This window comes from Stenotrophomonas sp. YJH_SMC_29 (assembly GCF_059371235.1).
The window spans coordinates 92553-116332 of sequence record NZ_JCAFUK010000002.1 but is presented as its reverse complement, the minus strand read 5'-3'; the positions used below and the strand labels follow the sequence as shown (position 1 = coordinate 116332).

Genomic DNA, 23780 nt, shown 5'->3' with positions numbered 1-23780 from the left:
CGCTAGAATGGGCGCATGAAAGCCCTGCACTCCCTGTTCCTCGCCGCCGCCCTGGCGCCGGCCCTGCTGTCCGTCGCCGCCCCTGCCCACGCCTGGGGCGCGCAAGGCCACCGCCTGGTTGCCGAAGTCGCCGACGCCCGCCTCAACCCCGCCGCCCGCGCCGAAGTGGACCGCCTGCTGGCCACCGAACCGGACGCCACCCTGGCCAGCATCGCGCCCTGGGCCGACCAGCTGCGCGCCAAGGACCCGGGCCTGGGCCGTCGCTCGGCGGGCTGGCACTACGTCAACATCGCCGAAGACGACTGCCACTACGAAGCACCGAAACACTGCAAGAACGGCAACTGCATCGTCGAAGCCCTCAAGGCGCAGAGCGCCATCCTCGGCGACCGCAGCCTGACCGACGGCGAGCGCCTGCAGGCACTGAAGTTCGTCGTGCACCTGGTCGGCGACATCCACCAGCCGATGCACGCCGGCTATGCCCACGACAAGGGCGGCAACGACTTCCAGCTGCAGTTCGGCAGCCGCGGTACCAACCTGCACTCGCTGTGGGACAGCGGCATGCTCAACACCCGCAAGCTGGACGATGCCGGCTACCTGCCGGTGCTGCAGAGCCAGCGCGCGCCGAAGCTGGCGCGGCAGTCCAACCCGCAGCGCGACCCGCAGACGTGGGCCGAGGCCAGCTGCCGCATCTCCATGCAAGCTGGCGTTTATCCGGCCACGCGTAAAATCGGTGACGAATACACCGAGCGCTACCGGCCGCTGGCCGAAGCGCAGCTGCGACTGGCCGGTGAGAACCTGGCGCAGTTGCTGAACCGCGTGCTCGGCACGCGCTGAGGAGCATTCCGATGTCGGTCCAGGTGCAGTCGTTCTTCCACCGTGACAGCAACACCTTCAGCTATCTGGTCAGCGACCCGGGCAGTGGCGAGGCAGCGCTGATCGACCCGGTGCTGGACTACGACCCGGATACCGACGCCAGCAGTGAAGCGCCGCTGCATGCCGCGTTGCAGGCCATCGAACAGCACGGCCTGCAGCTGCGCTGGCTGCTGGAGACCCATGCCCATGCCGACCATGTGTCGGCCGGGCGCCGCCTGAAGCAACGTTTCCCGCAGGCCACGCTGGCCATCGGCGAAGGCATCCGCGCGGTGCAGGCCACCTTTGCGCCGCGCTACGGCCTGCAGCTTCCTGCGGCAGATGAAATCTTCGATCACCTGTTCAGCGATGGCGAAATCTTCGCTCTGGGCGAACAGCGCTGCCAGGTGATCGCCGTACCCGGCCATACCAGCGACAGCATCGCCTACCTGATCGGCGATGCGCTGTTCACCGGCGACTCGCTGTTCATGCCCGATGGCGGCACCGCCCGCTGCGATTTCCCCGGCGGCGACGCCGCGCAGCTGTACCGCTCGATCCAGCGCCTGCTCGCACTGCCCGACGCCACCCGCGTGTTCGTCTGCCACGACTACGGTCCGGGTGGCCGCGGGTTCGCCAATGAAACCACCATCGGCGAACAGCGCGCGCACAACATCCACGTGCACGAGGGCGTGGCCGAGGCGGAGTTCGTCAGCGTGCGCCAGGCCCGCGATGCCACGCTGGACGAGCCAGCACTGATGCAGCCCGCAGTAAAGGCCAACATCCAGGGCGGGGCCTGATCGCCATCGCTGTGCCCGCCGGGCATGGCCCGGCGCTCCCTTCATCGCAAACGATCACTTCCCCTGCGTGCGCACCACGTGGCGGCCCTTCACGATCTCGAAGGTGAAGGCGTACTGCAGGGTGACCGCCACCGGTTCGACGCGCTCGGCGCTGCGGCAGTCACCGCGATCGGCAGGCACCCTTCCCGCCGCGAAGTGGCAGACCGCAGCGGGCGAGTACTTCCACATCGCCACGGCCTCCTGCGCGGCCTGCAGCAGGGGCGCATTGTCTGGTGTCTCGCCCGCACTGCATTCGCTGCGGTCGGTCAGCGGGATGCTGCGCTCAACGCTGCCCTCCGCATCCACCACCACCTGCAGGCAGATGGTCGTCGGCGCCAGTTCCGCGCGGGGGTCACGATCGCCGACCTCCGGGTCCGGTGCCGCGTACAGCTGCGGCATCCGGTAGCCTTCGGTCGCACCCAGCGAGTACACCTGCAGCTGCCCACTGCCGCCGCCCGCCTGCGGCTGCAGGCGTTGGTGGCCGACATTCTCACTGCGCGTATCGACGGTGGTCAGGCGGTCCTGGCTCGCACACCCCACCAGCAACGCTGCCGCCATGATCAGCGGCGCGGACTTCACTGGGTTTCCCCGGTATCGTCCATGGCATAGGTGATCGGAATGCGTACGGCAGCGGCTACCGGTTTGCCATTCTTCATCGCCGGCCGATAGGTCCAGCTGCGTGCCGCAGCGATCGACACCGCATCGAACACGCCCGGATTGGTGGCACTGAGCACGCGGACATCGCTGGGACGCCCCTGCGCATCCACCTCCACGCGTAGGTTCACCACGCCGACCTGGCGCTGCTCGAACGCGGATTTCGGATAGGACGGCGGTGGCATCCTGTCGACCTGGATCGGACGGTCCAGCCCCGCCTTGGCCGCATCCGCTTCCGCGTGCTCGAACGGCTCGACACCGATCCTTGGGCTTCCTACCGCACTGCCCTGGCTGGCCCACGCCACCGCTCCCATTCCCACGCACAACCCGACCACCAGCACCTGACCGGACACCCACGGCAGTGCCTTCCGCTTGGACTGCTTCAACATGGCGATACGCTCCTTCAACACGGGTTGGCTGCGCCAATGGCAGACCGCTGGCGCAACCGGGTGAACCAGCTGCGCCTTCAGCAGCGTGCTGGCGTAGAGGCCGCGCAGCGCAGGCTGCGGGGCGATGGTGCGGGCATCACAGGCCAGCTCCTGGTCGCGCAGGAAGCGGCGTGCGGCTCATGGCAGCAGCGGGTGAAACCAGAACACCGCTCGCGCCAGCAGCAACGCGCCGTTGGCCCAGTGATCACCATTGCGACGGTGGCTGCGCTCGTGCTGCAGGATCAGTCCCTGCTCCTGTGCGCTGAACTGCTGATCGAAGTCCGGGCCCACCACGATGCGCGGCCGCCACAGGCCAACCAGCGCTGGCAGGCCTGGGTCACCACTGGCCTGCCAGCTGCCATCGGCGCGCGGCTTCAGTGAGCCCATCCGCCGTTGGAAACGACGCTGCGCGCGCAGGTCGCGCAGCAGGCAGAGGCCCATGCCCAGTGCCCATAGCGCCAGCAGCAGCCCGGCCCATGGCAACGACGGCCCGTTCAGGGCATCGATGGCACCGGGCATTACTTTCAGCGGCAGCGTGGGTACCTGCTGCAACAACGCAGCCCGCGGCAACGGCAGCAGCAGGGCCACCAGCAGCAGCGGCAGCAGCCACCAGCTGCGGTAGGCCAGCCCAGCGCCGCCCAATCGCACCAGCAATGGCCGCATCAGCGTCAGCAGGGCTACGCCCGCTGCCAGCCACAGGCTGGCCTGCCACAGTCCGTCGAGCAGCTCAGTCATGGTCCAGCTCCTGGATCAGCTTCTTCAGTTCGGCGATGTCCTGTGCGCTCAGCTGGCCGCGCTCGCTGAAGTGCGCCACCAGCGGCGCCACGCGCCCTTCGAAGACACGGCCGATGAAGTCCTGGCTCTGCGCCTCCACCCACGCCTGGCGCTGCAGCAGCGGCCGGTACAGGTAGCGCCGGCCATCGCGCTCGGCGGCGATCGCGCCCTTGGTCAGCAGGCGGTTGAGCAGGGTCTTGATGGTCGGCTCGGCCCAATCGCGGTGGGCCAGCGCGGCGACCACTTCGTCGGCACTACGCGGTGCCTGCTGCCACAGCACCTCCATCACAACGGCTTCGGCTTCGCTGATCGGGGTCATGGTTTACATCCGTAATCGATGATCCGATTACGCGCGTAATCGAACCACCTGTCAAGCCCCTCGACTCCAGGTTCATCCCGGCTGCGCCAGCATCGATCCCTCCCGCCCAGGGCCCCGGATGAAAGCGCTGCCCAAGAAGGATTTCCCGGTCGAGCAGGCCCGCCGCTTCCTCGAACCCGGCCCGATCGTGCTGGTCAGTACCGCTTGGCGCGGCCAGCGCAACCTGATAACGATGGGCTGGCACATGGTGATGGGCTTCTCGCCTTCGCTGGTCGCCACCTACCTGTGGGACGCCAACCACAGTCATGCGCTGGCGCGTGGCAGCGGCGAGTGCGTGATCAACGTGCCCGGGGTGGAACTGCTCGATACCGTGGTGGATATCGGCAACTGCAGCGGCCGCGAGGTCGACAAGTTCGCCCGTTTCGAGCTCGATGCGCTGCCCGCGCGCGAGGTCGGCGCGCCGCTGGTTGGCCAATGCCATTCGTGCTTCGAATGCCGGTTGTACGACGACAGCCAGGTGGCGTTGAGCAATCTGTTTGTCTGGGAAATCGTGCGCGCCCATGTTGCGCCCCGGCCGAAACTGCCGCGCACGGTGCATTACCGCGGCGATGGGCAGTTCATGGTGTCCGGCGCGGAAGTCTCGCGTCGACGGCGGTTCAAGCCCGACATGCTGTAATGCCCGCACTCCCCCACACGCAGGACCGCCGCGCATGACCGAACACCTCACCGACCTGGACGCCGCCGTCGATTGGTTGTTTGCGCGCGTGGACGGGCCGCTGCGGATCGGGGCACCGCTGGCACTGGGCAAGCCGCATCGGCTGCTCAATGTCCTCTACGCACGCGTCGAACATGATCCTTCGCGGCCGCTGCAGCTGTATACCGCGTTGTCGCTGAATCCGCCGAAGGCGCGGGGCAACGGCCTGGAAGCGCGCTTCCTGGCGCCGTTCGCGCAGCGCCATTTCGGCGATGATTTCCCGCGCCTGGCCTATGCCGATGCGATCGCGCGCGATGCGCTGCCAGCCCATGTGCAGGTGGAAGAGTTCTACATGCAGTCCGGTGCCCTGCTAGGCTCACGGCAGGCGCAGTCCAGCTATACCAGCCTGAACTACACCCATGCCGCCGACGCGGTCGCGCAGCGCGCACCGCAGGTGATCGTGCAGAAGGTGGCGATGCGCCCGAACGACCGCCGGCTTTCGCTTTCGTGCAACAACGACATCACCCAGGACACCCTGGATGCAATGACCGCCCGTGGCCTGCCGCGTCCGCTGCTGATCGCCGAGATCGATCCCCAGCTGCCCTACCTGGGCGGCTCGGCCACGGTCGATGTCTCGTTCTTCGATCTGGTGATTACCCCGCCGCCGCCGTATCCGGCGCTGTTCGGGCTGCCGCGGCAACCGGTCGGCGATGCCGACTACGCCATCGGCCTGTACGCCAGCACGCTGGTAAGGGACGGCGGCACCCTGCAGATCGGCATCGGCACGCTGGCCGATGCACTCAGCCATGCACTGGTGCTGCGCCACACCGACAACGCGCGCTACCGCCGCGTGCTGCACGCGCTGGATCCGCAGCTGGCCAGCCACCCGCTGGTGCAGGAAATCGGCGGGCTGGATCCGTTCGAGGTGGGCCTGTACGGCTGCAGCGAGATGCTCAACGAAGGCTTCCGGCGGCTGGTGCAGACCGGGGTGATCAAGCGCAAGGTGCACGACGACCTGGCGCTGATGCAGCGCATCGAGAACGGCAGCACGTTGTCGATCGACCACGCCACCCTGGCCGCCGAGGGTGAGTACCTGCACGGCGCGTTCTACCTGGGCTCGCCGGAATTCTACGAGTGGCTGCGCACGCTGCCGGAAGACGAATGCCGCGCGATCGGCATGCGCCGCATCAGCGAGATCAACCAGCTGTACGGTGGCAACGAGACGCTGGAACGCCTGCAGCGCCGCCATGCGCGCTTCTTCAACTCCTGCATGATGGCCACCGCGCTGGGCGCGGCGGTGTCGGACGCGCTGGACGATGGACGCGTGGTATCCGGTGTGGGCGGCCAGTACAACTTCGTGGCGATGGCACATGCGCTGCCGGAAGCGCGCAGCGTGCTGATGTTCCGCGCCGCGCGCGATGACAAGGGCCAGCGCGCATCCAACGTGCGCTGGAACTACGGGCACACCACCATCCCGCGCCACCTGCGTGACATCTACCTCAACGAATACGGCATCGCCGACCTGCGCGGGCTGACCGACGAGGACTGCGTGCACGCAATGATCGCGATCACCGAGGCGCCGTTCCAGGATGAGCTGCTGCAGCAGGCGCAGGCCTCGCGCAAGCTGCTGGCGGCCGCGCAACCGGACCCGGCGCGCCAGCAGCGCAACACGCCGCAGGCGCTGGCAGCGGCGTTGGCCCCGTTCCGCGCCGATGGCAGCCTGCCCGACTATCCGCTGGGCAGCGATTTCAACGAGATCGAGCAGGTGCTGGTGAAGGCGCTGGCCTGGCTGAAGGCCAATACGCAGACCCGCGCCGGCAAGCTGCGTACCGTCTGGGCAGCGCTGCGCCAACCGGCAGGCGACGGCGATGCGGTGTACCTGCAGCGCATGGGCCTGCAGGCGCCGAAGGATTTCGCAGAGCGTCTGGACGCGCGACTGCTGCGCCTGGCACTGGCGCGCACTGCCTGAAAAAAGGGGACGGAGGGGATTAAGTCGTATGTGCACATGCGACTTAATCCCCTCCGTCCCCTTTTTTCATCCACGCATGACGTGGAGCTACTGTCCGCTCCTCACTGAATCCTCCAGATACAGGCGGGCAATCGGTGGATGCGCTCGATGCTCGACCTGCCACAGATCGTATGCCGCCTGCATCGCGAGCCACATGCGAGCATTGCCCAGACCTGCAAGCTCAAGGCGGAATGCGAGTTCTGCGGAAATGCCGGCGTGCCCGTTGATGATCGTCGACAGCTGGCCGCGCGAATAGCCGAGATGCTGTGCCAGCGCACTGATCGACATACTGATCGCCGGCAGGATATCTTCTCGCAGCGATTCCCCGGGATGCGGCGGATCATGCAACGGCATCGAGCAGACTCCTAGTGGTAATCAAGGTAATCGACCAGTTCGACGTCGAGCCCACGAAAGCGGAACACCAATCGCCAACTCGCCGAGACACTTACCGCCCAGTAGCCGCTATAGCTCCCGCGCAGGGGGTGCAGGCGATTTCCGGGCAGCCCCATGTCCCCAGGCAGACGGGCCTGATCCAGCTGCAGAAGCAAACGCCGCAATCGAGCCACATGATCGGCACGGACTCCGGAAATGTCGCCCCGCTCATAGAGCGCCTTCAGGCCTTTGTGCCTGAAGCTGACGATCATGCGACGACAGTGTAAGGCATCACCTTACACCCCGCAAATCCACCGTGGTTTTCTGCGCCGCGCGTCTTGTCCATGACTACTTCTGAGGGGTGCCTCGGCCGGCCCTCCTTTTCGCAGAGAACGCAGATCAGATGAAGAGGCCAACGCGACAGCAGCACCGCCGGGCGGAACGGGCCGAGCAGAGGAAAAGGGGACGGAGGGGATCAAGTCGTGTGTGCACACACGACTTGATCCCCTCCGTCCCCTTTTTTTGGTCTGGAGAACGGGAAAGGCCGGCGTGCGCCGGCCTTTCCTTCATTGCACCGCGAAGCGGCTTACAGCGACTTGGCCGCTTCCACCACGTGGGCGGTGGTGATGCCGAAGTGCTTGTACAGCTGGTCTGCCGGAGCCGAGGCACCGAAGGTGTCGATACCGATCACCGCACCGTCCAGGCCGACGAACTGGCGCCAGAAACCGGTGACGCCGGCTTCCACCGCCACGCGCTTGCGCACTGCATTCGGCAGCACCGCTTCACGGTAGGCCGCATCCTGGCGCAGGAACACATCGGTAGACGGCATCGAGACCACGCGGGTCTTGATACCGGCCGCATCCAGCTGGGCCTTGGCTTCGGTGGCCAGCGAGACTTCCGAACCGGTGGCGATCAGGATCACGTCCGGGGTACCGGCGGCATCAGCCAGCACGTAGCCGCCGCGCTCGATCTGCTTGATCTGCTCGGCGCTGCGCGGCTGGTGCGGCAGGTTCTGGCGGCTGAACACCAGGCAGCTCGGGCCATCCTGGCGGGTGATCGCGGCCTTCCAGCTCACCGCCGACTCGACCGCATCGCACGGACGCCACACGTCGTTGTTCGGGATGTAGCGCAGCGAGGCCAGGTGCTCCACCGGCTGGTGGGTCGGGCCGTCTTCGCCCAGGCCGATCGAGTCGTGGGTGTAGACGTGGATGGCGTGGGCCGGGATCAGCGCGCTCATGCGCACGCCGTTGCGGGCGTAGTCGCTGAACACCAGGAAGGTGGCGTCGAACGGAATGAAGCCACCGTGCAGGGCCAGGCCGTTGGCGATGGCGGTCATGCCGAACTCGCGCACGCCGTAATACACGTAGTTGGCGTTGGCGTCGTCGCTGGCAACCGATTTGCTGCCCTTCCAGAGGGTCAGGTTGGAGTGCGCCAGGTCGGCCGAGCCGCCGACGATTTCCGGCAGCAGCGGGGCGAAGGCTTCGATGGCCAGCTGCGAGGCCTTGCGCGAAGCGATCGTCGGGCCTTCAGCGGCCACCTGGGCGATGTAGGCATCGGCCTTGCCAACGAAGTCGGCCGGCAGTTCGCCGTGCGAGCGACGGGTCAGCTCGGCCGCTTCCGCCGGATACTGGCTGGCGTACTTGTCGAACAGCTGCTCCCACTCGGCCTGGCGCAGGGTGCCGGCGCCGTTGGCACGCCAGCCGTCGTAGATCGCCTGCGGGATCTCGAACGGGCCGTATTCCCAGCCCAGCTGCTTGCGGGTGGCTTCCAGCTCGTCCTTGCCCAGCGGTGCGCCGTGGCTGGATTCCTTGCCCGCCTTGTTCGGCGAACCAAACCCGATGGTGGTGCGGCAGCAGATCAGGGTCGGCTTGTCGCTCTGCGACAGCGCGGCCTCGATGCCGGCCTTGATGCTCTCCGGGTCGTGGCCATCGACGTCGCGGACCACGTTCCAGCCATAGGCCTCGAAACGCTCCGGGGTATTGTCGGTGAACCAGCCCTCGACGTTGCCGTCGATGGAGATGTGGTTGTTGTCCCAGAAGCAGACCAGCTTGTGCAGGCCCCAGGTACCGGCCAGCGACGCGGCTTCGTGCGACACGCCTTCCATCAGGCAGCCATCGCCCATGAACACCCAGGTGCGGTGGTCGACCACTTCCAGCTCCGGGCGGTTGAAGCGCTGAGCCAGCAGCTTCTCGGCCAGGGCGAAGCCCACGGCATTGGCGAAACCCTGGCCCAGCGGACCGGTGGTGGTTTCCACGCCCGGGGTCTCATGACGCTCCGGGTGGCCGGCGGTGTGGCTGCCCAGCTGGCGGAACAGTTTCAGCTGCTCGATCGGCAGGTCATAACCGCTCAGGTGCAGCAGTGCGTACTGCAGCATCGAACCGTGGCCGTTGGACAGCACGAAACGGTCGCGGTTGAACCAGTGCGGGTTGCTCGGGTTATGGCGGAGGTAGTCGTTCCAGAGGACTTCGGCGATGTCGGCCATGCCCATGGGCATGCCGGGGTGGCCGGACTTTGCGGTTTCAACCGCATCGGCGGCAAGGAAGCGGATGGCGTTGGCCAACTGGCGACGGGTAGGCTGCGTCATGGTTCTGTCGGAATCGGGAGGCGGCCGCGGACGTGCGGGCGGCCTATTGTCCCATAGTCACCGGGCGGGGGTCAGTTCACCTTGCCCGGTCGTGCCGGCCGCTGGCCGGCAGTTGCGCAGAATTCGATGAAGATCATGTAGTTGCCGGCCAGCGGCCGGCACTACCCGCCCCCGGAGTCCGGGGGCTGCGCCATAGGCGCGGGGGGTGTGGAGGCCGATAAGGGGGGCCCGCGATTCGCATCGCGAAACGTGGGAGCGGCAGCGCGCATGCGATGACGCGTACCCGGCCAGCGGCCGGCACTACCCGCCCCCGGAGTCCGGGGGCTGCGCCATAGGCGCGGGGGTGTGGAGGCCGATAAGGGGGGCCCGCGATTCGCATCGCGAAACGTGGGAGCGGCAGCGCGCATGCGATGACGCGTACCCGGCCAGCGGCCGGCACTACCCGCCCCCGGAGTACGGGGGCGGGGCGTTGGACTCAGTCCTGGTGCGGCGCCAGGGCCGGGCCATCGTGGGACTCGCCCTTGGCCACCAGCGTGGTCAGGGCCAGGTCGCCGGTCACGTTCAGCGCGGTACGGCACATGTCCAGGAAGTGGTTCACGCCCAGGATCAGGCCGATGCCCAGCGGGTTCACGCCGACCATCGCGCAGATCATCGCCACCACCGGCAGCGAACCCGACGGAACGCCGGCGGTGCCGATGCCGCCGAGGATGCAGACCGCCATCACCATGAACTGCTGGCCGATGCTCAGGTCCACGCCGAAGAACTGGGCCAGGAAGATCACCGTCACGCCCTCGAACAGTGCGGTGCCGTTCTGGTTGGCGGTGGCGCCCACGGTCAGCACGAAGCGCGATACGCGCTGCGGCAGGCCCATCTGGTCGGCCACGCGAAGCGCGGTGGGCAGGGTGGCATTGCTGGAGGCGGTGGAGAACGCCATCACCGTCGCTTCCTGGGTATCGCGGAAGAACGACAGCGGCGAGCGGCCCGACAGCCACACCGCAGTACCGTAGGTCACGATCATGTGCAGGCCCAGCGCCAGCACCACCACGCCCACATACGCACCCAGGCGGATGATCAACTCGAAGCCGAACAGCGCGGCCAGGTTGAACATGAAGCAGGCCACGGCGTACGGGGCCAGGCGGATGACCAGGTTGATCAGGGTCATCGAAATCTCGAACACGCCTTCGATGGCGCGGCGCAGCGGTGCGACCTTCTCATCATCGGTCAGCACCATGCCGATGCCGAACATCAGCGCGAAGAACATCAGCGACAGGATCGCGCCGTTGTCCGAAGCGGCCTGCAGCACGTTGCTCGGCACGATCGACAGCAGCATGTCCATGCCCTTCGGCGTGCCATGGATGCCGGCGACGATTTCCTTGCTGCGCTCGGCGTTCTCCGACAGCATCAGTGCTGCGGTCTGCGGATCCACGCCCGCGCCCGGCTTGAGCACGTTGACCAGCACCAGGCCGATGCCGACCGCGATGCCCGACAGCAGCACGGTGTAGGCCAGGGTCTTCCAGCCGATGCGGCCAAGGGCGCGGATGTCGCCCATCTCCGACACGCCCATGATCAGCGCCGAGAAGATCAGCGGCACGATCAGCATGAAGATCAGGTTGAGGAACAGGCCCGACGCCGGGGTGGTGACGTAGTCCATGACCCACTTGGCACCGGCCTGCAGACCCCCGACGCTGCCGCCCAGGGCATGCACGGTCAGTCCCAGGACCAGGCCGATCGCAAAGCCGATGCCCATCTTCCAATGCAGGGGCAACTTCTTCTTGTCGGCAGCAGCTGCTGTCATACGCGGGTTTCCTCGAAAAATGAATGCACTCTAACAAAGCGCGCAAGCGGCGCCGGTTCAGGTTCGCCGCGGCGGATACAGCGGCGCTAGGCCAGTGTCGGCGGCACCCGCCGCCGCCGACCAGTGCGGTCCGTCACGGAAGGCGCCGCGCAGGCGGGCCCGCAGCGCACCCGGATCGCCCTGCCCGCCCCAGCGCGCCTGCTGCAGATCCTGCAGCACCTGGCGTTGCACCGGGTCATCCAGCCGCGCGATGACCTGTTCGATGCGCTCGACCCCGGCCATTGCGCACAGCCGTGCTTCCACCTCGTGGAAATCTTCGCCATCCAGCGCGCGGCGCAGTTCGGCCACGCCGGCACGTCCGGTCGCCACGGCCGGCGCAGCGGGCGTGCCGGCTGCCGGTGCTGCGGAACGCGGGCGGCGACCTCGCTGCCAGCCCCACAACAGGGTCAGCAGCCACAGCAGCGCCAGGCCGATGGCCGCCGCCATCCATGGCCACGGACGCTCGGTCAGGCCACTGGCGCGTGGATCGGTTGCCGCGATACGCGCGTCCTGTCCATCGCTACCGGGCAGCGCGGCATCGGTGTCGATCGGCGGCAGCGGTGCGGGTGAAGCGCTGCCACCGCCATTGCCGGCCGCAACGGCCAGCGTCAGGTCCGGCAACGTCGCTTCCTGTGCCTTCCCCGCGCGCACATCCCACCACGGCAGGCGCGGCCCCGGTACCACCAGCGATCCCGGCTGGCGCGGCACGATCGAATAGCGGCGGGTGATCTTCAGCCGCGGCGTACTGCCGTTGAACGTCTCTTCGTACTGCGCGGGTTCCGCGAACACCTGCGCGGCGTTGCCGACATCGGGCACCGGCAGGTCGGTGAACTGTGCACGGGTCGCGCCTTCGGCCACCGCCTCGACGACCACGTTGGCCGCTTCGCCGGTGCGGGCCTGGGTCGGCGCACTGGTGTAGCGCAGCTGCAGGCTCTGCAGCGGCAGCCACGGCTGCGGCGCCTGTGCCGGCTGGGCCTGCACCTGCAGGGTGCGGTCGGCGCCGGTAGCATTCATGCGCCCGTCGCCGCCGCCGAAGAAGTCATCGAAGAAGCCACCGGCGCTGCGCCCACTGAAGCGCGCACCGGCCAGCCGCAAGGCGCCACTGCGCTCGGGGATCAGCAGGAAACGCCGTTCGACCACGTTGTAGCGGCGGCCATTGACCTGGCGCACATCGGTGCGGTCATCGCCCACGCGCTGCAATGACGCGCCCGCCGGGGTGTCCAGCACCAGCTCGCCGGAGGCCAGCTGCGAGGCGAAATACAGCCGTACCACGACACCCACGCTCTGCTGCACGTACGGCGTCGGGTCGTCGACCACGGTTTCGATGAAGGCCATCGCATTGCTGTCCGGACCGGCCACGGCAGCCGCATCCACCTGCAGGGTCAACGGCGCAGTCCGCGTGCTCCCCACCTGCAGGCCCGGCACCACCAGCGCACCGCTGCGCCGTGGCGTCAGTGCCACGCCATACAGGTTGCGCTGCTGCATGCTGCCATTGCTCCACTCCACCTGGCGGCTGCTGGTCTGCCCGCTCAAGTCGAAGTCGGTGCGCAACGGGGTGAAGTCAGGCGCACCCTGGTCGCTCTCGACATTGAGGGTGACCGTGTCACCCATTGCGATACGGTCGCGGTCGAGCCAGGCACGCGGCTGCGCCCACGCCAGCAGCGGCAGCCACAGCAGCAGCACTGCCAACAGCGACCTCGGCCAGCGCCGGTGCATGTTCGTCGACCGCGTCATCGCCCTTCCCTCTTCCTGCGTTCGTTTTCCAGCTGGAACTTGGCTCGCAGCAACGCGCCCGGATCATCCGGCACACGACGCATCCACGCCTCTACCGCTTGTTGCTCCTCGCGCTGGCGCGGCGTGCGGCCCTCACTGCCCGGTACCGGTTTACCGTCCTTGCCGACCTCACCCTCGCGTGCCTGCTGCATCGCCTGCTGCATTCGCTGGCGCTGCTGTTCGTCGGCCTGTGCCTGTGCCTTGGCATCTTCCACCTGCGGCGGTGCCTGCTGGCCCTCGCGGCTCCGCTGGCCGGGCTGCGGGCTCGACTGCGCCTTGTCGGACTCCTGCCCGGGCTGGCCCTGCTGCCCTGGCGGTGGCTGGCCCTGCCCCGGGTCCTTCTGCCCCTGCTGCGGCTGCTGTCCCTGCGGATTCTGCTTGCCCTGGGAACGGTCCTGTTGTTTCTGCGGCGGCGTCTGCTGATCCTGGCCCTGGCCGCCACCGGATTGCCGGCGCTTGCGTGCAGCATCGACCACGGCGCGGTTGGCCACCGCATCGGCCATGCCCGGATGCAGCGCCAGTGCGCGGTCGTAGGCGGCGATCGCTTCGTCGTAGTTGCCTTCGCGTGCCAGCGTGTTGGCCAGGTTGTACCAACCGGCATCGCTGTCGATGCCTTCGAACTGCCTGCGTGCCGTGGCGAAGTCGCCCTTGCGGTAGGCCTGAACCCCCTCGGCCAGGCGCTGATGCTGCACCTGGTCGCTACGCTTCCACAGCGTGCCCTGCGCAGGCTGCGAAGCGTGCGTCGTGGGCGCCTGCGCCTGCGCGCCGTTCATCCAAGGCAACAGGCCGATCGCGAGCACCGCTGCCAGCACCGCACGACGGCGGAAGGCCAGCAATGCCAGCAGCATCACCGGCGGCAGCAGCCAGAAGCCCTCGTCGCGCCACTGCTTGCCTTCGCCTGGCCGCTGCGCCGCCGTGCCGTCGCGCGCGTCAAGCACGCCGAGCGCGCGCAGGTCGCTGTCATCGGCGGCGATGCGTGCATAGCGGCCACCACCGGCAGTGGCCACTGCGCGCAGGCTGCCCTCGTCCAAGGCGGCCTGGCGGATCTGCCCGCTGCCATCGCGGTAGGCCGCACCAGCCGGCGTGCCCAGGCCCAGCACCGACACCTGCAACCCCAGGCTGCGCGCCTGCGCTGCGGCCAGTGCCGCTTCACTATCGGCCTGATCGCTGACCAGCAGGATCTGCCCCTGCAAGGCACCGATCTGCCGCATCAAGCGTGTTGCCCAGTCGATGCCGCGGTCGGCACGCTGGCCGTCGCGTGGCATCACGTCCGGCGACAACGCATCCAGATACAGCGCAACATTGCTGCCGTCGTCGGTCAGCGGTGCGACGGTATAGGCGTCATCGGCGTACACCACCAGCCCCACCTGTCCTCCCTGGCGCGCGCGCAGCAGCTCGCCCAGTTTCGCCCGCGCCTGCAGCAGGCGCGACGGCGGAAGATCGGTTGCGCTGATCCGGCTGGACAGGTCCAGCACCACCAGCAGCGGCGCACTGGCCTGGAACATCGGCTGCGCCTGCTGCCGCCAGCTCGGCCCGGCCATGGCCAGCGATGCCAGTGTCCAGCCCAGCAGCAGCGCCCAGGGCAGGCGCACTCGACGCTTGGCACCCGCGGCCAGCAGATGTGGCAACAGGTGCGCGTCCACGGCCTGCCGCCACGCATCACTGCGCCGTTGCCGGTACAGCGCCAGCGCGAGGATCAGCGGCAGCGCCAGCAGCGCCCATAGCCACTCGGGCCGCAGGAAGTGCAGCACGTTCCAGTCGGGGAGATTCGAAGCCAACGCGATCATCGGCGACGCTCCGGCCACAGCCAGGCCAGTGCGCCCAGCAGCAACGCCAGCCCCAACGGCCAGGCATAGCGTTCTTCGCGCGGGCGCAGGCTCGGCCCCTTCGCGGCGACCGGCTCCAGGCGATCAAGCTCGGCGTAGATCCCGGCCAGCTGCGCGGTATCACGCGCGCGGAAGAACTGGCCGCCGGTCATGCTGGCGATCTTCTTCAGGGTGGCCTCGTCGACCGGATCCTGGTCGGTGGAAATGGGAATGCCGAACAGACGCATGCTGCCATCGCCGCCAAACGCGACCGTGTGGATGCGCACGCCCTCGGCGCGCGCGACTTCCGCCGCGCGCAGCGGCTCCAGCACACCGGCATTGCTGACACCATCGGTCAACAGGATCAGCACGCGCTGCCCCTCCGGCTGGCTGCGCAGGCGCTTGACCGCAAGGCCGATGGCATCGCCGATGGCGGTCTCGCGCCCGGCCAGGCCGACCACGCTGTCGCGCAGCTGGTCACGCACGCTGGCCAGGTCGGCAGTAAGCGGCGTGAGCGTGTAGGCGCGATCACCGAAGATCAGCAGGCCGACGCGGTCACCCGCGCGACGATCAAGGAAGTCGGCAAGCACGGCTTTGGCTGCGGTAAGACGATCGACCGCTTGGCCGCCCAGCACCATGTCGCCCTCGCCCATGCTGCCGGACACGTCCATCGCCAGCATCATTTGTCGCCCCTGCTGCGGGGGCGTGATGGCTTCGCCGAGCTGTTGCGGTCGTGCCAGCGCGATGCACAGAGCGCACCAGCCCAGCCACAGCAGCAGCGTGCGCAGCCACGACACGTCGACGCGACCACCACCGGACAGCGCTTCCAGTTCGGCGGCGGCATAGGGCACGCGCAGTGCGGCGCCCGGCGCTGCACGACGCTTCCACCCGCGCATCAGCAGCGGCAACGGCAGCGCCAACAGCGCCAGCGGCCACGCCAGCTGCAGGTCCGGCCATGGCCAGTAGCTCGCCCACAGGTTCATCGGCGGCGCTCCAGCAGCATCGCCAGATAGCGCTCGCGCGCCCAGCTGCGTACGGCCGCCACGTCGTTGCTGTCGACCCGCGGACGATAAGCGCCTTCAGCCAACAGGCTGCGGCGGTCTTCAGGCAACGTGCGCTGCGGATCCAGGCGTTGCCACCAGGCGTCATCGCGCAGCGATTCGCTGCCCGGCCGAGCATGGCGGGCGGCACGGCGCAGCAGTCCTGCGATCACCGCCAGTTCGGCGGTGGCATCCGGGGCGGTGGCCAGTTCCTGGTCGAACAGCTGCAGCCAGCGCTGGCGACGGCGGCGACGCCGCCACACCAGCACGGCGATCACCAGCAGCACCAGCACGGCCGCCGCGCCGATCATCAGGTAACCGGGGGCGGGCGGCCACCAGGAAGGCGCCGGTGGCAGCTGCACATCACGCAGCGGCAGGCTGGCACTCATGCCGGTACCTCGGTCGGTGACGGCGCAAGCCAAGCGTCGCTGGGCGCATCGGTGGACAGCACCTGCACGTCGACCCGGCGCGCGCCGAGCTGGCGGCGCAGTTCCTGCAGCGGCTCAACGAAATGCGCCTGCCAGTGCGCCTGCACCTCGCTGCGACGCAGATCGAGGCCGACGCGCTGCTGTGCGGTCTGGAACTGCAGCGCCGCCGAGGGCGGTTGCAGTTCCAACGGATCGACCAGCAGCACCAGGCTGAGATCGTGATGCTGGGCCAGCGCGCTCCAGCGCGCCGGCGCAATGCGGATGGCCTGCTGCGGGTCGGCCAGCACCAGCATGCGGGCACCCGGGCGCAGCACGCGGGCGGCATGGTCCAGCGCGCGCTCCAAGCCCAGATCGTCCGACGGCGGCTGTGCATACCAGCGGCTGAGCGCATCGAGCACGCGCAGCACGCCGCGTGGCCCGCCTGCGGGGGCGATCGGCGCTTCGCGATCGCTGCCGCGCAGCGCACCCACGCGGTCGCCACGGCGCTGCGCCGACCATGCCGCGACGGCACCGGCGCGGGCGGCCTGCACCGACTTGAAACGCACGCGGGTACCGAAGTACAGCGCAGGCGAGGTGTCGGCCACGATCAGGCTGACCCGCTCGCGCTCGGCCTGGAACAGCTTGGTGTGGGCGCGGCCAGTACGCGCGGTCACCCGCCAGTCGATGTGACGCGCGTCGTCACCGGCCACGTACTCGCGCGACTCGGCGTATTCCATGCCACGTCCGCGCAGCGGCGATGGCGCCTGGCCGGCGTTGCCGGTGCGGCCGCGGCGCGGCGGTGGCGGGCGCTGGGCCAGGCGCCGCAGTGCGACCAGCTCGGCCAGCTGCGGGCGCAGGCCGTCACCTTCGACGGACGACGGCACCTGTTCCGGGGATCGATCGGTCATGCGCAGGCTCAGGGTGCCGGCACCCGGGCCAGCAGCTCCTGCACCAGGCGCTCGCCGTCCCAGCCTTCGGCGGTGGCTTCATAGCTGGGCAGCACGCGATGGCGCAGCACGTCGGCCGCGACCGCACGCACATCATCGGGGGTGACGAAGTCGCGACCGGCCAGCCAGGCACGTGCACGGGCACAGCGCTCCAGCGCGATGGAACCGCGCGGGCTTGCGCCCCAGGCGATGCGGCGGCCCAGGCCGGCGTCGTAGCGCGACGGATCGCGCGAGGCCAGCACCAGTTCGACCAGGTAACGCTCCAGCGCCGGCGCCATGTGCAGGTCCAGCACTTCACGGCGGGCATCGAATACGTCCTGCATCGGCATCTTGTCCGGCGCCGGCGCGGCCTCGCCCAATGCGCCACGCGCACGCTCTCGGGCCAGCCGCAGGATTTCCGATTCGGCCGCCTGGTCCGGGTAGCCGATGCGCACGTGCATCAGGAAGCGATCCAGCTGCGCCTCCGGCAACGGGAAGGTGCCTTCCTGCTCGATCGGGTTCTGCGTGGCCATCACCAGGAACAGGGGCGGCAGCGCATAGGTGTGGCGACCGACGGTGACCTGGCGCTCGCCCATGGCTTCCAGCAGCGCCGACTGCACCTTGGCTGGCGCGCGGTTGATTTCATCGGCCAGCAGGATCGGGTGGAAGATCGGGCCGGGCACGAACTCGAAACGGCCTTCCTGCGGGCGCCAGATCTCAGTGCCGGTGAGGTCGGCCGGCAGCAGGTCGGGCGTGAACTGCACGCGGGCGAAATCCGCGTCCAGGCGCGAGGCCAGCGCACGGATCGCCGTGGTCTTGGCCAGGCCGGGCGCGCCCTCCACCAGCAGGTGGCCGTCGGCCAGCAGCGCAATCAGCAGGCGTTCCACCAAAGCCGCCTGGCCGACGATCTCGGCCGACAGCGCATCGCGCAACCGGGTGAATGCCGCATGCAGGCGGGAGATGGCCGGCGCGGGCGGCGGCAGGACGGTTTCGGGCATCGGCGGTGGCAGGTTCATGGGGGCCTTTGACCGGCGCAGGACGGCACGGGTTCCCGACATCATCGCAGGGTGCCTTGCGATTGGCATCAAGAACGGCTGAACAGCCCATCCACGCATGGCGTGGATCTACTTGTGGAAACGAAGAAGGGCCGCTCGAGGCGGCCCTTCTTCTAACACGTCGGTGCGTCGGCTCAGTTCTGCTTGGCCACGCGCAGCACCTTCGGGGTGACGAACACCAGCAGTTCGGCCTTGTCCTTGTTGCGGCCGCGCTTCTTGAACAGGTTGCCCAGGAACGGCACGTCGCCCAGGAACGGCACCTTGCTGATGCTGTTGCGATCGGTGAACTCGTAGACGCCACCGATCACCACGGTTTGCCCATCCTCGACCAGTACCGCGGTGTTGACTTCGCGGCGGTTGATCGACGGCACGGTGCCGTAGCCTTCCAGCTGGATCAGCTGGTCGACTTCGTCCTTCTTCACCTGCATGTTGAGAAACACGCGGTTGTCGTTGGTGATGGTCGGGGTAACCTTCAGCTCCAGCACCACTTCCTTGAACTGCACGTTCGGCGTTGCCACGCCGCCTGCGGTACCGCCACTGATGGTGACGTAGCCGATTTCCTTGCCCTGCTTGATCATCGCTTCGCGCTGGTTGGTGGTGACCACGCGCGGATTGGAGATCACCTCGCCTCGCGACTCCTGCTGCATGGCCGACAGCTCCACGTCCAGCAGGTAACCGGCATTGAGGATCGACAGCGCCAGCGAACCCGGGTTGCTGGCGGCCGCCACCGGCAGGTTCCAGTTCAGGCCACGGGTGATGGTCGGAGCAGACGGTACCGGCGCCGGCCCCACGCTGCCGCCAGCCTGCCAATCACGGTAGGCCTTGGCATTGGCTGCCGCGGTTTCCACCTGCGAGTTGCGCGTCTTCAGGTTGGAGTCCAGATCACCGCTGAAGTACACGTTGTCCCGGCTGCCGCTGACACCGAACTTGGCGCCCAGCTCGCGGGCGAAGGTGTCGGTCGCGATGACGATGCGGCTTTCGATCAGCACCTGGTCAACCGGGCGGTCGATCACGTTGATCAGCTCGCGCATGCGCGCGATCTTCTTCGGGATGTCGCTGATCATCAGCGTGTTGGTGCGCTCGTCGGCCACGATGCGACCACGCGAGGACAGGAAGCCACTGTCTTCCTGCGACGTGCTGCCCGCACCACCGCCACTGCCACCTCCGCCGTTGCCACCGATGCCCTTGGCCTCGGTCAGCGCTTTGAAGATCTGCGTGGCGCTGTGATAGTTGATCTGGATGTAGTCGGTCTGCAGGTCTTCGCGGTTCTCGATGGCGATGCGCGCGTCTTCCTTTTCCTGCTCGAACTTGGCCAGTTCGGCCTGCGGCGCCACCCAGATCACGCTGCCGTCGCGACGCTTGTCCAGGCCCTTGGCGCGCAGGACGATGTCCAGCGCCTGGTCCCACGGCACATTGACCAGGCGCAGGGTCACGTTGCCCTGCACCGAGTCGGACGCCACCACGTTCAGGTTGGACTCCTCGGCGATCAACTGCAGCACGGTGCGCACCGGCACGTCCTGGAAGTTGAAGGTCACCGGCTTGCCGGTGAAGCCGCGCTGGCCGACGGCCTTGGCCGCCTGGGTAACGCTGCCGGCGGTGACCGCACCCACGGCGGGCTGGGCCTGGCGCGGGCTGATCTCGACCACGTATTCGTTGCCGCTCTGGTAGGCCAGCGACTCCACCGCGCCGCCGGTGCTCAGCACCAGCTGGGTGCCGGCGCCCGACGGCTTGGCGTCGATGCGCTGCACCGGCGTGGCGAAGTCGGTGACGTTCATCGGCTTCTGCAGGTTGGCCGGCAGCCGGGCATTGCCGACGTCGACCACCACGCTGTTGCCCTGCGTGCGCAGGTCAGGGATCGCGCCCTGCCCGTCGAACTGCACGATCAGGCGCCCGGCGCCATCATCGCCACGCTTGAAATCGATCTTGGCCACCGACAGGCCGGCCGGCGCAGCGGCCGGTGCCACGGTGGTGCCGGCCGGCTTTTCCGCCGGTGCGGCGGCCAGCGCCGGAGCGCAGGCCAGCATCAGCGCGACTCCCAGCGCGCTGACACGGTTCAAGGTAGAGCGCCGGATGGGACGCAGCCCCTTGGCTTGGTGAAAGGTCATCGTGCTATCCCCAGTAAACGATCATTGATCTTCGAGCGAGAGCGTTGCCGGCCGTTCCAGCCAGCCACCCGCGCCATCCGGCACCAGTTCGATCAGCTCCACGCGGTCTTCGAAGACCGCCGTGACCCGCCCGTCGCTCTGCCCCAGGTAACCGCCCGGGCGAACCCGGTAGGTGACCTTGTCCGGCCCCATCACCAGCGCCACGGTACCTGCGCCGGTACCGATGGTACCGACCATGTCCAGCGCATCCAGCGGGAAGCCTTCCAGCGGCTCCTTGCGTCGGTTCGGGTCCGGCCGCAATCCGCCATTCCCCTGCTGCGGATTGGTCCAGGCATCGGTGAACGGATCGCGCATGCCCTGCGCGGAGTATTCGAAGGTCTCGAACTGCTGCATCACCGGCAGCGGCTCCAGCGGTTGCGCCGGTCGCGCACGCTCGCCTTCCACCCACTTTTCAAGGTTCGGTGCGTCGCCGGGCGTGCTGGTCACGCCACGGCCACAACCGGCCAGCAGCAGCACGGCCAGCACCATCGCACCACGTACGGTCTGCGCGCGCATCACTTCTTGCCCTCCTTGCCAGCGTCGGCCGCCTGCTGCGCCTGCACTTCGGTTTCGTCCAGGTAGCGATAGGTCTTGACCGTACCGGACAGTTCCAGTGCACCGCTGCGGACGTTGCCGCCGGTCTTTTCCTTGGGCTTGAGGTTGATGTCGTGCATGGTCAGGATCACCACCCGCGGCAGCGAGGCCACGCCGCTGACGAACGCGCCGAACTGGTGGTAACTGCCCACCATGCGCAGCTTGATCGGCTTCTCGGCGTAGAACTCCTTGATCTGCTCCTGCTCCGGCTCGAACAGCTCGTTGGTCAGGCCGCTGGACAGCGCGGTCTGCGAGATGTCGATGATCAGGTCGGGCATTTCGGTCTTGCTCGGCAGCTGCCGCAGCATCTGCTGCAGGACCTGCTCCATCTGCGCCAGCTGCTGCTTCAGCGGCCCCAGGTTCACCGCGCGCTCCTGCTGCTTGGTGAATTCGGTGCGCAGCTCGACTTCCTTCGATTCCAGGCCGGCCAGCTCCTCACGCTTGCCGCTGATCAGCAGCATCCACGCCACGAACATGATGACCAGCGCCAGCAACGAGCAGAAGACGATCTTGGCCTTCTGCGGCCAGTTGCCGATGTCGTTGAAATCCAGGTTCTTGATGTCGATCTTCTGGCTCATGCGCGATCCCCCTGCAGCAGCGCATTGAAGGCCTGCGGCGGCTGCGCCAGGCGGCTGCCCTCAGGCTTCGGGGCAGGTGCCGGGGCCGGAGCGGCCGGCGGGTTCGGCTTGGCCGGAGCGGCCGACGGTGCGGCAGCCGGTGCAGCGGGCGCTGCCGGCTGTCCCGCAGCCGGTGCCGCAGGCGTTGCGGCATCCGGGCCTGCAGCCAGCGGTGCCACCGGTGCCGGGGCCGCCGTCGCCACCGAGCCATCGGCGTTCAGGCCCGGCGTCGCCGACACCTCTTCGCTCTGTGCCGGCAGTTTCACCTTGACCACGAACACGTAGGGCAGCGCCTTGATGTCGGCCAGCGGGCCGGCCTTGCCGTCCTTGTCCTTCTCCGGGTCACGCGCTTCGATGATCGACAGCTCCGGATTGGTCATCCAGCCGGAGGTCTCCAGGTTGCGCATGTAGGCCGAAACGCGGGCGTTGGACTGGGTGCGGCCTTCCAGCGTCAGCACGTCCCCTTCCTGCTTCAGCGCGGTCAGCACCACGCCATCGGGAATGGTGCGCACCAGCGCATCGAACAGGTGGACCATCTGCGAGCGCTTGGCCTGCAGCTCCTCGATCACCTTCTTGCGCGCCAGCAGGCGTTCCTTCTGCGCGTCGAGGCGGTCGATCTCCTTGTTCTGTTCCTTGACCTTCTCGATCTCGGCTTCCAGATAGGCATTGCGGTCCATCTGGCCGCTCACCTGACGGTCGTAGTAGAACCAGATCATCAGCGACAGCAGCAGGCCACCGACGGCGGCCATGCCCAGCATTGCGTAGAACTCGCGCTGGCGTTGCTTGCGCCGCTCGGCGCGCCAGGGCAATAGATTGATGCGTGCCATCAGTCGAAGCTCCTCAGCGCCAGACCGGTCGCGATCATCAGCGCGGGGGCATCCTGGGCCAACGCATGGGCGTTCACCTTCGGCCCCAGGGTCATCTGCGCCAGCGGGTTGGCGACCACGGTCGGCACGCCCAGCTGTTCCTCGACCATCTCCGGCAGGCCACCGAGCACGGCGCAGCCGCCGGCCAGCACGATGTGATCGACGCGGTTGAATTCGCTGCCTGCATAGAAGAACTGCAGCAGGCGGCTGATCTGCTGGACCGTGGCTTCCTTGAACGGCTCCAGCACTTCCATCTCGTAGCTTTCCGGCAGGCCGCCCTGGCGCTTGGCCAGCCCGGCTTCCTCGTAGCTCAGCCCGTAGCGGCGCATGATCTCGTCGGTCAGCTGCTTGCCACCGAACACCTGCTCGCGGCTGTAAAGGCTACGGCCGCCGCGCAGGACATTGAGGGTGGTCATGGTGGCGCCGATGTCGACCAGCGCGACCACGCCGTCGATGGACACCGGCAGTTCGCTGGCGACCAGGGCGTAGGCGTTCTCGACCGCGAAGGCCTCCACGTCCATCACCTTGGCCTGCAGTCCGCCCAGTTCCAGCGCGGACTGGCGCAGCTCGACATTCTCCGAACGCGAGGCCGCCAGCAGCACCTGGACCATCTCCGGGTTGTTCGGGATCGACCCGATCACCTCGAAGTCCAGGTTCACTTCCTCGATCGGATAGGGAATGTAGTTGACCGCTTCCAGCTCGATCTGGGCTTCCATGTCGTTTTCGTCGAGGTCGGCCGGCATCGGGATCACCTTGGTGATCACCGCCGACCCCGCGACGGCGGCAGCGGCCAGCTTGGCCTTGCTGCCTGAACGGTTCATCGCCCGGCGGATGGCCTCACCCACGGCCTCCACTTCGACGATGTTCTTCTCCACCACCGCATTCGGCGGAAGAGGTTCCACAGCGTAATGTTCCACGCGGAAACGATTGCCGCTGCGGGACAGCTGCAAAAGCTTTACCGCAGTCGAACTGATGTCGACGCCTACGAGCGGCGACTGACTTTTTGGGATGAGCCCCACGGTTTCTCCCCTGCCGACGGGCACTTGGACGCAAGACCTGCGCCCAAGCATTAATAACGTATTCTTAGCAAATGGCAACGGCCCTGCTGTGAATTCCTTCACGGATTCACCATGCAGCCCCTGACTGTTCCCCTTGCGCTCCCCGGTGCCGACCCCAGCCGCCACCTTGCGTAATCTATACT

The 23780-nt window shown here is 67.8% G+C and carries 21 protein-coding genes and 1 pseudogene; 4 read left to right on the top strand and 18 right to left on the bottom strand.

Translation table 11 applies throughout. The features are described 5' to 3' along the window. Nucleotides 1-15: 15 nt before the first annotated feature. Nucleotides 16-834, top strand: coding sequence for a S1/P1 nuclease (locus AC5P9I_RS03695; protein ID WP_049465615.1), 819 nt, complete (start codon nt 16-18; stop codon nt 832-834). Nucleotides 835-845: 11 nt separating this feature from the next. Further along, nucleotides 846-1646 carry an MBL fold metallo-hydrolase gene (locus AC5P9I_RS03690; protein ID WP_049465616.1) on the top strand — a complete coding sequence of 267 codons (801 nt, stop codon included), beginning with the start codon at nt 846-848 and terminating at the stop codon, nt 1644-1646. Between the two features lie 54 nt (nt 1647-1700). Here the strand turns inward: AC5P9I_RS03690 and AC5P9I_RS03685 are convergent, their stop codons facing one another. The 3 genes and pseudogenes from AC5P9I_RS03685 to AC5P9I_RS03675 all read right to left on the bottom strand — a co-directional run bounded on the left by AC5P9I_RS03685 (nt 1701) and on the right by AC5P9I_RS03675 (nt 3860). After that, nucleotides 1701-2264 carry a hypothetical protein gene (locus AC5P9I_RS03685; protein WP_049465619.1) on the bottom strand — a complete coding sequence of 188 codons (564 nt, stop codon included), beginning with the start codon at nt 2262-2264 and terminating at the stop codon, nt 1701-1703. Continuing rightward, nucleotides 2261-3502: pseudogene (locus AC5P9I_RS03680) on the bottom strand (M56 family metallopeptidase). The gene AC5P9I_RS03685 and the pseudogene AC5P9I_RS03680 overlap by 4 nt, the downstream one beginning before the upstream one ends. After that, on the bottom strand, nt 3495-3860 hold the full coding sequence (locus AC5P9I_RS03675) for a BlaI/MecI/CopY family transcriptional regulator (RefSeq protein ID WP_012481135.1): 366 nt from the start codon (nt 3858-3860) through the stop codon (nt 3495-3497). The pseudogene AC5P9I_RS03680 and the gene AC5P9I_RS03675 overlap by 8 nt, the downstream one beginning before the upstream one ends. Nucleotides 3861-3978: 118 nt before the next feature. On the opposite strand from AC5P9I_RS03675, the gene AC5P9I_RS03670 reads away from it, so the two are divergent. Then, nucleotides 3979-4536, top strand: a complete 558-nt coding sequence (locus AC5P9I_RS03670) for a flavin reductase family protein (RefSeq protein ID WP_049465621.1) — start codon at nt 3979-3981, stop codon at nt 4534-4536. 34 nt (nt 4537-4570) lie between these two features. Then, nucleotides 4571-6523 carry an acetyl-CoA hydrolase/transferase C-terminal domain-containing protein gene (locus AC5P9I_RS03665; RefSeq protein ID WP_049465623.1) on the top strand — a complete coding sequence of 651 codons (1953 nt, stop codon included), beginning with the start codon at nt 4571-4573 and terminating at the stop codon, nt 6521-6523. A gap of 87 nt (nt 6524-6610) precedes the next feature. Here AC5P9I_RS03665 and AC5P9I_RS03660 read toward each other — a convergent pair whose 3' ends face one another. The 15 genes from AC5P9I_RS03660 to AC5P9I_RS03590 form a co-directional block, all read right to left on the bottom strand. After that, nucleotides 6611-6916: a HigA family addiction module antitoxin gene (locus tag AC5P9I_RS03660; RefSeq protein WP_049465625.1), complete on the bottom strand. Its 306-nt coding sequence runs from the start codon at nt 6914-6916 to the stop codon at nt 6611-6613. A gap of 11 nt (nt 6917-6927) precedes the next feature. Continuing rightward, nucleotides 6928-7206: a type II toxin-antitoxin system RelE/ParE family toxin gene (locus AC5P9I_RS03655; protein ID WP_032962148.1), complete on the bottom strand. Its 279-nt coding sequence runs from the start codon at nt 7204-7206 to the stop codon at nt 6928-6930. Between the two features lie 314 nt (nt 7207-7520). Beyond that, nucleotides 7521-9518 (bottom strand): transketolase, encoded by a 1998-nt coding sequence (tkt, locus tag AC5P9I_RS03650; protein ID WP_049469278.1) that lies wholly within the window; start codon nt 9516-9518, stop codon nt 7521-7523. Between the two features lie 475 nt (nt 9519-9993). Then, on the bottom strand, nt 9994-11313 hold the full coding sequence (locus tag AC5P9I_RS03645; protein WP_064239101.1) for a dicarboxylate/amino acid:cation symporter: 1320 nt from the start codon (nt 11311-11313) through the stop codon (nt 9994-9996). Between the two features lie 57 nt (nt 11314-11370). Beyond that, complete coding sequence (locus AC5P9I_RS03640) at nt 11371-13086, bottom strand: BatD family protein (RefSeq protein ID WP_049465686.1); 1716 nt, start codon at nt 13084-13086, stop codon at nt 11371-11373. Next, entirely contained in the window at nt 13083-14912 is a 1830-nt protein-coding gene (locus AC5P9I_RS03635) for a VWA domain-containing protein (RefSeq protein ID WP_049465688.1), read from the bottom strand. The genes AC5P9I_RS03640 and AC5P9I_RS03635 overlap by 4 nt, the downstream gene beginning before the upstream one ends. Further along, nucleotides 14909-15913, bottom strand: coding sequence for a vWA domain-containing protein (locus AC5P9I_RS03630; protein ID WP_049465690.1), 1005 nt, complete (start codon nt 15911-15913; stop codon nt 14909-14911). Before AC5P9I_RS03630 ends, AC5P9I_RS03635 begins: the two co-directional genes overlap by 4 nt. Next, nucleotides 15910-16359: a DUF4381 family protein gene (locus tag AC5P9I_RS03625; protein ID WP_495229811.1), complete on the bottom strand. Its 450-nt coding sequence runs from the start codon at nt 16357-16359 to the stop codon at nt 15910-15912. Before AC5P9I_RS03625 ends, AC5P9I_RS03630 begins: the two co-directional genes overlap by 4 nt. After that, nucleotides 16356-17285, bottom strand: a complete 930-nt coding sequence (locus AC5P9I_RS03620) for a DUF58 domain-containing protein (RefSeq protein WP_049465694.1) — start codon at nt 17283-17285, stop codon at nt 16356-16358. The genes AC5P9I_RS03625 and AC5P9I_RS03620 overlap by 4 nt, the downstream gene beginning before the upstream one ends. 8 nt (nt 17286-17293) lie before the next feature. Next, complete coding sequence (locus AC5P9I_RS03615) at nt 17294-18319, bottom strand: AAA family ATPase (RefSeq protein WP_049465696.1); 1026 nt, start codon at nt 18317-18319, stop codon at nt 17294-17296. Between the two features lie 173 nt (nt 18320-18492). Continuing rightward, the gene (locus tag AC5P9I_RS03610) at nt 18493-20463 is read right to left on the bottom strand and encodes a type IV pilus secretin PilQ (RefSeq protein ID WP_049465698.1); all 1971 of its coding nucleotides are present in this window, start codon (nt 20461-20463) and stop codon (nt 18493-18495) included. A gap of 21 nt (nt 20464-20484) precedes the next feature. Further along, the gene (locus AC5P9I_RS03605; protein ID WP_005418914.1) at nt 20485-21018 is read right to left on the bottom strand and encodes a pilus assembly protein PilP; all 534 of its coding nucleotides are present in this window, start codon (nt 21016-21018) and stop codon (nt 20485-20487) included. Further along, nucleotides 21018-21674, bottom strand: a complete 657-nt coding sequence (locus AC5P9I_RS03600) for a type IV pilus inner membrane component PilO (RefSeq protein ID WP_005418916.1) — start codon at nt 21672-21674, stop codon at nt 21018-21020. The genes AC5P9I_RS03605 and AC5P9I_RS03600 overlap by 1 nt, the downstream gene beginning before the upstream one ends. Continuing rightward, complete coding sequence (locus tag AC5P9I_RS03595) at nt 21671-22540, bottom strand: PilN domain-containing protein (RefSeq protein WP_049465700.1); 870 nt, start codon at nt 22538-22540, stop codon at nt 21671-21673. The genes AC5P9I_RS03600 and AC5P9I_RS03595 overlap by 4 nt, the downstream gene beginning before the upstream one ends. Next, nucleotides 22540-23598 (bottom strand): pilus assembly protein PilM, encoded by a 1059-nt coding sequence (locus AC5P9I_RS03590; RefSeq protein WP_014038321.1) that lies wholly within the window; start codon nt 23596-23598, stop codon nt 22540-22542. The genes AC5P9I_RS03595 and AC5P9I_RS03590 overlap by 1 nt, the downstream gene beginning before the upstream one ends. Nucleotides 23599-23780 lie beyond the last annotated feature (182 nt).

Bases quoted from the DNA above. Each gene is read 5' to 3' on its own strand.
- AC5P9I_RS03695 (WP_049465615.1), top strand. From the start codon at position 16: ATGAAAGCCCTGCACTCCCTGTTCCTCGCCGCCGCCCTGGCGCCGGCC.
- AC5P9I_RS03690 (WP_049465616.1), top strand. From the start codon at position 846: ATGTCGGTCCAGGTGCAGTCGTTCTTCCACCGTGACAGCAACACCTTC.
- AC5P9I_RS03675 (WP_012481135.1), bottom strand. From the start codon at position 3,860: ATGACCCCGATCAGCGAAGCCGAAGCCGTTGTGATGGAGGTGCTGTGG.
- AC5P9I_RS03670 (WP_049465621.1), top strand. From the start codon at position 3,979: ATGAAAGCGCTGCCCAAGAAGGATTTCCCGGTCGAGCAGGCCCGCCGC.
- AC5P9I_RS03665 (WP_049465623.1), top strand. From the start codon at position 4,571: ATGACCGAACACCTCACCGACCTGGACGCCGCCGTCGATTGGTTGTTT.
- AC5P9I_RS03660 (WP_049465625.1), bottom strand. From the start codon at position 6,916: ATGCCGTTGCATGATCCGCCGCATCCCGGGGAATCGCTGCGAGAAGAT.
- AC5P9I_RS03655 (WP_032962148.1), bottom strand. From the start codon at position 7,206: ATGATCGTCAGCTTCAGGCACAAAGGCCTGAAGGCGCTCTATGAGCGG.
- tkt (WP_049469278.1), bottom strand. From the start codon at position 9,518: ATGACGCAGCCTACCCGTCGCCAGTTGGCCAACGCCATCCGCTTCCTT.
- AC5P9I_RS03645 (WP_064239101.1), bottom strand. From the start codon at position 11,313: ATGACAGCAGCTGCTGCCGACAAGAAGAAGTTGCCCCTGCATTGGAAG.
- AC5P9I_RS03640 (WP_049465686.1), bottom strand. From the start codon at position 13,086: ATGACGCGGTCGACGAACATGCACCGGCGCTGGCCGAGGTCGCTGTTG.
- AC5P9I_RS03635 (WP_049465688.1), bottom strand. From the start codon at position 14,912: ATGATCGCGTTGGCTTCGAATCTCCCCGACTGGAACGTGCTGCACTTC.
- AC5P9I_RS03630 (WP_049465690.1), bottom strand. From the start codon at position 15,913: ATGAACCTGTGGGCGAGCTACTGGCCATGGCCGGACCTGCAGCTGGCG.
- AC5P9I_RS03625 (WP_495229811.1), bottom strand. From the start codon at position 16,359: ATGAGTGCCAGCCTGCCGCTGCGTGATGTGCAGCTGCCACCGGCGCCT.
- AC5P9I_RS03620 (WP_049465694.1), bottom strand. From the start codon at position 17,285: ATGACCGATCGATCCCCGGAACAGGTGCCGTCGTCCGTCGAAGGTGAC.
- AC5P9I_RS03615 (WP_049465696.1), bottom strand. From the start codon at position 18,319: ATGAACCTGCCACCGCCGATGCCCGAAACCGTCCTGCCGCCGCCCGCG.
- AC5P9I_RS03610 (WP_049465698.1), bottom strand. From the start codon at position 20,463: ATGACCTTTCACCAAGCCAAGGGGCTGCGTCCCATCCGGCGCTCTACC.
- AC5P9I_RS03605 (WP_005418914.1), bottom strand. From the start codon at position 21,018: ATGCGCGCGCAGACCGTACGTGGTGCGATGGTGCTGGCCGTGCTGCTG.
- AC5P9I_RS03600 (WP_005418916.1), bottom strand. From the start codon at position 21,674: ATGAGCCAGAAGATCGACATCAAGAACCTGGATTTCAACGACATCGGC.
- AC5P9I_RS03595 (WP_049465700.1), bottom strand. From the start codon at position 22,540: ATGGCACGCATCAATCTATTGCCCTGGCGCGCCGAGCGGCGCAAGCAA.